The sequence below is a fragment of the Mycobacterium sp. NAZ190054 genome (assembly GCF_001545925.1).
In the GTDB taxonomy this organism is placed as follows: Bacteria; Actinomycetota; Actinomycetes; order Mycobacteriales; family Mycobacteriaceae; genus Mycobacterium.
Window position 1 is genome coordinate 1 of sequence record NZ_LMVQ01000145.1, and the last position, 9042, is coordinate 9042.

The window sequence follows — 9042 nt, forward strand, 5'->3', positions numbered from 1 at the left end:
CGTGATGCTCCTCGAGGATTCTGTGGAAGGTTGACTCGAAGGATCACGCGGTGGCCGCTTTACGTCCATCACCGACACGATGACGAACCCAGCAACCGCGCTACACCACTATGCGGGACTCAACTCAGCGAAGTGGCGGTTGCCGTCAGTTTCCTTGCATCGGAATCAGCCGGATACGTGACGGGTGCCTTGATCACAGTCGACGGCGGTCTGTCGATATGACTCCAACCTGAGGCGCAGTCGCAGCTGAGTAATTCTCTAACCCCTCTGTTATCACGCGACAGCATGGACGCACGAATCGCGTTGGAGTGTCAGCGGGGACTAGTTGGCTAGCCGCTGTGAAATACTTTCTGCGCATTCAGCTGTGAGCTCTCCCAGCTCTTTGGACCGCTCGCGCGGGAACCGAACCGACGGTATGCCGATGGCAACTACACCGACGATCTCTCCGTTGGCGCCAAGTATCGGTGCTGCAACGGCGTTGAGTCCTAGTGCATATTCCTCTTCTGCGTACGACCATCCGCGAGAACGCACAGTCTCTAATTCTCGATCAAGCTGATCGAGGTCAGTGATGGATTTCGGTGAGAATTGAGGCAAGCCTTCCGCGACTACTTGCTGTCGAATGCTCGCGTCGTAGGCCATGAAAACCTTTCCGGATGCACCAGAACTCAACGGCAAAGCTTGTCCTTCGTGGGCGCGGTACAGAAGGGAGTGTGTGGACTGTGCTTGCAGGACCAAGATGCGCATCATTCCGCTGCGCACGTAGACGTCACAAGTCTCATTGGTGCGGTCGCGAAGCGACTCGATGCGAGGTCGAGCATTGGACACGAGATCGGAGCCGACACCAGCGGCTGCCCGCCACTTCGCCACCCTCAGCCCAATGTTGTACTCATCCCCATGCCGCTCAAGAACATTCTCGTCGACGAGGTTCCGCAGCGTGCGACCTACCGTGGACGTAGGTAATCCTGTCGCTCGATGGATATCTATAGCGCGCAGTCGCGGAGTTGCTGGGCTGAAGCAGTCCAGTATGGCTACGATCCGCTTCAGCGCTTCCACCGACTTCGCGCCCTTAGTCTCTGCGCTCACCCTACAGTGATTCTTTTCGTTTTCGGTTCCATGTCAGTGCCTCCGGCCCTGGATCGAATCCTAGGCTGTCCGCGAGTGGGTCGGTAGTACTTAGGCGCGCAAACTCCGCCGGATCTGGGATGGCGGGCGGTCGGGTGATCAATTTGCTGCCGGTAAATGAACTCGATTTGCAAGGTCGTAACTTTCTCGATGGCGTTGGCACTAGCAAGGTCGCTACTGCTTCGGGTTGCAGTATCGTCGCACTCCATCTCGAAACCACGGCGTGTTGACTGCGATTGTCCAATTCCCAGGGCTAGCTGCAGAGCTTGGCGCTGGAACCGCACAATCGTTCGGAAGGGCTCTGAGGCGGTATCGCCGAGTCGATGCTATGCAACAATCAGGACTGCAGTCAGCGCGATCGCCGCCACCCATACCGTGGAGGCGAGAGCCAGTCCAACGGGCCGAACTCCAACTTCGCGTATCGTCGAAAGTCGCACTCCCGCGCCAAGAGCGAACATCGCGATAGTCAGCAGCATGGTCTGCACCACCTGCGCGCTATTCAGAAAGCTGGATGGAATAGCACCAGTGGAGCGGATAACCACAAACGCCAAGAACGCCATCACGAATAGTGGGACCAGTGGCGGCCGGCGACTAACGCCTTCGGCGACTCGACGGCGTTCGAGCACACTGAGGACGGCAATCACGGGAGCCAGCAGGAGCACTCGTGCGAGCTTCACTACGACGGCAACCGCGAGCGCTCCGGCGCCGATCGCCTCACCGGCTGCAACCACCTGTGCGACTTCGTGGATGGAACCGCCCGCCCACAAGCCCGCGTCGCGATCCGCCATTCCGATCCCGTGCGCGAGCAGCGGGATGATTGGGATCATCAGTGTGCCAAAAAGCACGACGAGTGCGGTAGCGGTTAGAACCTCCTCCTTCTTCGCTTCGATGACGCCATCTGCTGCAGCAACCGCCGCAGCACCACAAATCGAGAAGCCGCAGGCGATGAGGATTCGCTGGGTCCGTGGTACACCCATCACCTTCCCCACGAATACCGTACCTACACTGCCCAGCAGCACGACAGCGACAACCATGACGGCTACGCCTGGGCCCAAGGTTAGAATGTCGCCGAGCACCAATTGCAACCCGAGCAGGGCGATTCCGATCCGTAAAGGCTTTTTGGCGGAGAACTGCAGTCCTGGCACCATCCATTCGGGGATTCTCATCACATTCGCGAAGACCGCTCCCAATAGGATCGCGATCAACAATGGACTGACAGTCGGCAACGCTCCGTTGATTACGAGGGCAACCGCGGTTGCGGCGGCACCGACTGCGAGTCCTGGAAGGAGCGGAACCGCGTGTGAGACGGTTCGCTTGAAGGTGTTGTCGTCTACGTCTGCGTTAGCTCTGATCCCGCTGGCACCATCGCTCATGAATGCCACCATCCTCGCGTCGCGGCACACCGGCTAGCGGTCAAATTCACAACGCGCCATATCAAATGCGCATGTCTTATGAAGTAGTTCATAATTGGGTATGGGTTACGCGAACCTGGATCTGGCGGCATTGGAATTGCTTGTAGGAGTGGAAGTCCACGGCAGTGTCGGCGCGGCAAGCCGACGGGCCCGGCTCGCGCAACCCAACGCGAGTCGATCACTCCAGCGATTGGAGCGTCGGCTGGGCGTGCGTCTGATCGATAGGCGCCCCAGCGGCTCGGTGCTGACCGCGCACGGGACAGTAATCGCACACTGGGCTAGGCGAGTCTTGTCCGAGGCCGAGGGTCTGGTCAAAGTTGCGGAGGGCCTACGCGCAGACGCGCCGGTACGGCTGACGGTCGGTGCCAGCATTACCGTGGCTGAGCACTTGATGCCGCGGTGGCTCATGGAGTTTCGGGGTGAACACCCGGAGATGTCGATCCACTTGCAGGCACACAACTCGTCTCTGATTTTCGATTTGGTGTCAACAAGCAAGTGCGACATAGGATTCATCGAAACACCCTTAGTCCCACGCGGTTTGCACAGCGTCGTGATAGCCAAGGATGAACTGATTGTTGTGGTGCATCCTTCCCACCCGTGGACTCGCCGCCGGAGAGCATTGACAGCAACCGATCTAGCGTCCACGTCACTTTTAGTTCGTGAGCGAGGATCCGGAACACGGACCACGCTCGATCTTGCCCTGCGGGAGTTCGATTGTGCTGAACCGCTATTAGAGTTGGGAAGCGCGGCGGCAATCAGAGCTAGCGTGCTCGATGGCGTGGGTCCGGCGGTGATGAGCAACCTGGCCGTCGCCGAACAACTGCGTTCGGGGCAGCTGCAACGCGTTCAAGTCGAGGGAATAGATTTGACGCGCGATCTGCGAGCGGTGTGGCGCTCACCGCGAAAGCTCGAAGGCCCCCCGGCCTCCCTGGTTCGGATGATTCAACGCTCCACATCCAGCTGACGATGTTGTTGTGAGATCGCGGCGGAAGAACGCGATGCCGGTCTTCAAATATCGGTGAGAGACAACCTGAAACAGTGCTGAGGCGGCCTCGGCAGGCAGTGGAAGGTACCCCAGTTCATCGATCACCAGCAGGGTCGGCCGGCGTAAAACCGCATGGTAGTGGCCCAGCGTCCCTCGATTGCGACACGGGGCAGCGGGCCGCCAGGTCAGCGGCGGTATTGAAGTACGTGTGGTAGCCAGCATGGGCTGCAGCCCTTGCTAATCCGACCGACAGGTGCGTCTTGCCTGCCCGGAGGCGCGACGAGCAGGATGCTGGTCGCCGATTCCAGGTAGCGGCAGGTGACCAGTTCGTCGATGAGTTTGCGGTCGATCCCGGCGGCGGCACCGACGTCGAAATCGGCCAGTGTGGCCGGGTTGGGCAGGCTGGCGAACCGCAGCCGGCCGGCAGCCGGCGGGGCGGTGCTGGCCTGCACTTCGACGTTCAGCAGCCGCGCCAACGCCACGGTCAGCAACAGCCCCTCAGCGGTGGCTGCTTCGAGGTCAGCGAACGACCGCTAAAGAATTTGGCTGAGCTGACTGGTGAGACCGTGAATCTAGGGGTGCTAACAGATGACCGGGTTCTCTATGTCGCGAGGCTGCGAAACTCGGACCTTGTGACGGCGAATGTTTAAATTGGTAGTACCCTTCCCGCGGTCTACACCTCGACGGGGCTCATCGTGTGCTGCGACGGGGCTGACCGGGTTCCCGGAGGCGATCGCGGCGACCTGGTCACAAGCTGCCGTGCAGACCTCGCGCCATCCCGGTCACGGCCAATGCAGGCGCGTTGCCTTCGAGGCCCACACGCAGACCTGCCGGGCCGGGGTGGTGGGCGGGCTTCGCATTGAAAATGGCGTATGTTACTCCAACGACCCTGCGCGGGTGTCGAATTGGCGGTGCCGGTAGCCGTTGCGGGAGTTGGTGCGCTCGGTGCTGCGCTCGCCGTATCCGGCACCGCACAGGGCGTCGGCCTCAGCGCCCATCAGAGTGTGGATGAAGGTGGCGAGCAGCTCGCGCAGCACGTCGGGGTGGCAGGTGGTGAGTCGTTCGGCCAGCACGGTGGGCAGGTCGATATTGTGGGCAGCGGTCATCGCGTCGATTCCTTTGCTCGAGTGACTTTGGTCGGTCTCTCGAAGAATCACGTGATGACCTTCAATCACTCGGCTACGACACGCCGGTACCGCTGATCAGGTCCGACTCGTACACCACTGTGCTGGACGCAACCCCGAGCTGCGGGCCTGGCTGCGCACGTTCTCCATCGACCGGCCCCGCTGGGGCTGGCGACGAGCCGCCGTGATGGCCCGCAAGTCCGGCTGGGCGGTCAACAACAAGCGCGTCCGCCGCCTGTGGCGAGACGAAGGGCTACGAGTGCCTCAGCGTCGCAGGAAGAAACGGCTGACCGGCATTGGGACCGCGGTCGGGGCAATGTCGCCGATCCGGCCGAACGTGATCTGGGCGATGGACTTTCAGTTCGACACCACCGCCGACGGGCGCACTTTGAAGATGCTCAACGTGATCGACGAGTTCACCCGCGAGGCTCTGGCGATCCACGTTGACCGGGCCATCAACGCCGACGGCGTCGTCGACGTCCTCGACCAGTTGGCCGGCCAACACGGGGCACCGTCCTACGTGCGCTTCGACAACGGGCCCGAGTTCATCGCCCACGCGGTCAACGACTGGTGCAGGTTCAACGGCACCGGCTCACTGTTCATCGATCCCGGATCACCCTGGCAGAACGCCTGGGTCGAGTCGTTCAACGGGCGCTTGCGCGACGAGCTGCTCAACTCGTGGCGCTTCGACTCGCTGCTGGAAGCACGAGTGATCATCGAGGACTGGAGGACCGACTACAACGCCAACCGACCGCATTCGGCCCACCGCGGGCTCAGCCCTGCCGAGTTCGCCCTACAGTGGACCTCGACCCACCAACCCCAAGCCGCATAGCGACTGGACCATCAATTGGGTCCCCCTCACGAAACTACTGGCCTACGGTGATTCGCGTCATGCTCAGCACGACATTCGTGATGGTAAGCACGATCGTAACGGTGTTTGCCTTGGCCTTCGCGGTCGATGTCGGCTTCGAGCGGACAACAATGCTGTGGGCGATCGCATCGGCGATGTTCGCCTCCGCGGTGACACAGCCCCTCTTCGGTATCCTCGCGGATCGCTTCGGCAGGAAGCCATTTTTCCTTGCAGGGGCCATCGGCACGGGCGCCATGATGTTCCTCTACTTCGGGGCAATCAGTACCGGCGACGCTCCACTGGTGTTCGTGGCAGGAGTTGTGATGATCGGCTTTTTCTACGCAATGCCGAATGGCCTGTACCCGGCCTACTTCCCAGAGCAATTTCCCGCCAGCGTTCGGTACTCCGGAATGGCTGTCAGCCTAATGCTCGGACTCCTCGTCACGGGCTTCACCCCTGCCATCGCTCGAGCGCTAACGATGGGGAATCCAACGAACTGGCTTCCGGTCGCGTGGATGTGCCTGATCTGCACCATCATTTCGGCGGTGGCTGTGATAACCGGACCTGAAACATACAAAATTCCCACGAAAGACCTGGGCACGAAAAACGCCAAATCAATGCCCGGAGTGTGATCTATTGGGATTGACCCCGTTTGGTGGACACAGGGTCAGGCGGCTTGTGCCGTCTGAGTGATCCGGTTCTCGTAGTCGACCGGGGTTGTCATGCCGATCGCTGAGTGGCGCCGACGACGGTTGTATACGCGTTCGATCCAGTCGCCGACGGCGAGCTTAGCGGCGGCCTTAGTGGGCCACAAGTAGCGGTCATAGAACTCGACTTTCAGAGTGGCCCAGAAGGATTCAGCAGCAGCGTTCTCCCAGCGCACACCGGTGCGGCCCATCGAGCGACGCAGATCGTGCTTGCGGGCGAACCGGGCCAGCTGTGCTGAGGTGTACTGGCAGCCGCGGTCAGCGTGCAAGACCACCTGCTCGGCGAGCGCTCCGCGCATTGTCACCGCCATCGCCACGGCAGCTTCGACCAGGTCGGTGTGCAGGTGCTCATCGATCGCCCAGCCGATCACCCGTCGGGAGTGCCCATCACGCACGGCACACAGATACAGCCAGCCTTCACCGGTGCGCAGATAGGTGATATCGGAAGTCCACACCACATCGAGGCGCCCGGCATCGAAGCAACGGTTGACCAGGTCCTTCGGGATCGTGGCGTCCAAATCGACGACCGTGGTCGCCGGGGCAAACGACCGCGGGCTGATCCCGGCCAGACCCTGGCGGCGCAGCGAAGCCGCCACCGTTTTGCGTGACACCGTCTCGCCGCCATCGCGCAGATCAGCCAGAATCCGCGGCGCCCCGTACACGCCATCAGAGGCCTTATGGAACGCCGCGACCTTGGCATCGAGCTCGGCACGCCGCCGGGCCGCCGGCGAGGGTCCTGCGGCTTGGGTTGTGCGCCATTTGTAAAACCCCGAACGAGAGACCTCCAGCAACTCACACATCCGGGTGATCGCGTAGTTGGCCTTCTCCGCTTCGATCAGACAGTAGGCCTCTACTGGTTCTGTTCTGAGGCGAAGAAGGCCGCGGCTTTTTTCAAGAACTGCCGATCCAAACGCAATTCGGCGTTTTCCTTGCGTAGCCGCTCCAACTCGGCACGCTCATCAGCGTCAAGCACCGCGCCATTATCCTCGCCGCCGGCGGCGGCCTCCCGAGCCTGCCGCACCCAGCGACCCAGCAACTGCTCACCGACACCGATCTCAGCGGCCACATGAGCGATCGGACGACCCGTCTCGATCACCAGGCGGGCGGCCTGCTCCCGAAACTCCGGGGTGTACTTCTACGCTTGCCCGACACACGGACATCCTTCCCGCAGGACCAGCAGTCCCACCAGTCAGGTGTCCACCAACCGGGGTCAACCTCACTATCGCCCAGCTGTTGATGCTTCGGCGGTGCGACGTCAAATCTAAATCGACATCAGGACATCTCGGATGTAATCGTAGTCGTTGTGAGCGATTACCTTGAGGCGCCCCTCCCCTACGATTGCGAGGGGGTGGCGCTAGCTAAGGCGGCTTGGGGCCGCAGTGGGTACTTGAACGGGTTTGAACTCGCCCGAGTCGCCGCTGATATCGTTGCAGATCCTGCGGGTGCCTAGGCTGCTCTGAGTGATGGTGACGCCGGCGAGGCCGCAAGACGTCAGGGGTCGTTTCAGCCCCGCCGAATGCCACTCGTAGCCTTTGACCTCTCTGCCTTGGTGCTGTGCGAGCCGATCGCGAGGCGTCAGTACCAGACGCTCGTGACCAATTTCGTTCTGGACCGCAGAAAATTCGCTTCTAGGCGATGACGCTGGAATCGCCACGGCGGAAGCGTGTTTGCGTTGTGATGCTGTGACGGGTTATCACCCCGCTGGGTCCGTGCATGCCTTTCGTCGAAGCACTTGGTAGAGAACCGTTGAGGAGAGACCGGACCGCAAACGCGGAGTTGTTGGAAAACCTCGCCGCACAGACCCGGGCGGCCGCCCGCAGCGTCAGTTGAACGCCAGCCACGCCGGCTGGGCCCGTTCCCGCGAATCGCACAGCACCGCCATGGTGTCGCACGAGCCCCGGGGTGAACCGGCACCGGCCCACATGCCGCCGGTGTCGCGGCGCAGCACGATCGCCGAGGACCCGCCGCCGTCGAGCAGCACCGCGGTGTCGCTGCCCAGCCCGCGGAACAGGTCCTGGATCTGGTCCGGGGTGTAGCTGCCGCCCTGGAAGACGTACATCTCGTCGCGGTCCCGGACGTAGGCGATCGCGGTCCGCGCCGCGCTCGGGCCCGGATCGTTGAGCTGGCCGGTGTCGCCGGGGGCCAGCAGCCCGATGCCCGCGACCGCGACGAACCGGGTGCCCTTGTCGAGCAGACCGGTCACCACCGGTGTGGCGGCGTCGAAGTCGGCGTCGTCGCGCGGCGGAACGACGAACGGCGCGCCCTTGACCGGCAGGATCATCGTCGACAGTGCCATCCAGCGCTCGTCGCCGCCGGAGAGCCCCTGCTTGCCGGCATAGGGCAGCGTGCCGGTCACCGCGGCGTTGGTCCGGCCCAGACCCCGCGTGTTGTCCACGTATGCGCCCAGCGGCGAGCTGCACCCCGTGGTCTTCCACGAGCCGCCCTGCTGTCCGCGGACGTCGAAGAAGTTCGCGTTGATCGCGATGGTCGGCCGGCCGAGCGCATACCAGGCCTCGATCGGGGTGTAGATCTCCGACGCCTGCCACAGCCCTTCGCCGGTGCGGGCCCGCGGATCGCGTTCGCAGCGGGCCTGATAACCGGTGTGCGAATCGGCGAGCAGGCGCGGCGCCAGCCGCTGGGAGGCGTCCTTGATGATCATCAGCCGGCCGCCGTTGTTCGACTCGTACCAGTTGCCCGCGGCGTTGAGCATCGGTGCCGGGAAGCCGATGTGCTGCCGGTGCCGTCCCCGGACCTGGTGCACCGCAACGCCGATCCGCTGCGCCGGGTGCGGCCCGCGGTGACCGCGCGGCTGCGTGACGGGCGGCTGCTCGATGCGGTCACC

4 protein-coding genes and 6 pseudogenes are annotated in these 9042 nt (G+C 62.6%); 4 read left to right on the forward strand and 6 right to left on the reverse strand.

Annotated elements, in window-relative coordinates; translation table 11 throughout:
• Positions 1-30 precede the first annotated feature (30 nt).
• Positions 31-222 (forward strand): SDR family oxidoreductase, encoded by a 192-nt coding sequence (locus ASJ79_RS34850; RefSeq protein WP_082753799.1) that lies wholly within the window; start codon positions 31-33, stop codon positions 220-222.
• 99 nt (positions 223-321) lie between these two features.
• Here ASJ79_RS34850 and ASJ79_RS30925 read toward each other — a convergent pair whose 3' ends face one another.
• Complete coding sequence (locus ASJ79_RS30925; protein ID WP_082753800.1) at positions 322-1083, reverse strand: IclR family transcriptional regulator; 762 nt, start codon at positions 1081-1083, stop codon at positions 322-324.
• A 365-nt stretch (positions 1084-1448) separates the two neighbouring features.
• Entirely contained in the window at positions 1449-2495 is a 1047-nt protein-coding gene (locus tag ASJ79_RS12075; RefSeq protein ID WP_156448396.1) for a putative sulfate exporter family transporter, read from the reverse strand.
• 100 nt (positions 2496-2595) lie between these two features.
• Between ASJ79_RS12075 and ASJ79_RS30930 the strand changes: the two genes are divergently transcribed.
• Positions 2596-3498 (forward strand): LysR family transcriptional regulator, encoded by a 903-nt coding sequence (locus ASJ79_RS30930; protein WP_082753801.1) that lies wholly within the window; start codon positions 2596-2598, stop codon positions 3496-3498.
• Here ASJ79_RS30930 and ASJ79_RS12080 read toward each other — a convergent pair.
• Positions 3481-4043: pseudogene (locus ASJ79_RS12080) on the reverse strand (ATP-binding protein); the annotation flags it as partial. The gene ASJ79_RS30930 and the pseudogene ASJ79_RS12080 sit on opposite strands and share 18 nt — an antisense overlap.
• Before the next feature lie 354 nt (positions 4044-4397).
• Positions 4398-4625 (reverse strand): annotated as a pseudogene (locus ASJ79_RS12085) (transposase); the annotation flags it as partial.
• A 136-nt stretch (positions 4626-4761) separates the two neighbouring features.
• Between ASJ79_RS12085 and ASJ79_RS12090 the strand changes: the two are divergent.
• Together ASJ79_RS12090 and ASJ79_RS12095 are read left to right on the forward strand one after the other, a co-directional pair.
• Positions 4762-5475, forward strand: a pseudogene (locus ASJ79_RS12090) (IS3 family transposase); the annotation flags it as partial.
• Positions 5476-5504: 29 nt separating this feature from the next.
• Positions 5505-6125: pseudogene (locus tag ASJ79_RS12095) on the forward strand (MFS transporter); the annotation flags it as partial.
• Positions 6126-6160: 35 nt separating this feature from the next.
• On the opposite strand, the pseudogene ASJ79_RS12100 reads toward ASJ79_RS12095, so the two are convergent.
• Together ASJ79_RS12100 and ASJ79_RS12110 are read right to left on the reverse strand one after the other, a co-directional pair.
• A pseudogene (locus ASJ79_RS12100) lies at positions 6161-7332 on the reverse strand (IS3 family transposase); the annotation flags it as partial.
• Positions 7333-8022: 690 nt separating this feature from the next.
• A pseudogene (locus ASJ79_RS12110) lies at positions 8023-8925 on the reverse strand (phosphodiester glycosidase family protein); the annotation flags it as partial.
• Positions 8926-9042 lie beyond the last annotated feature (117 nt).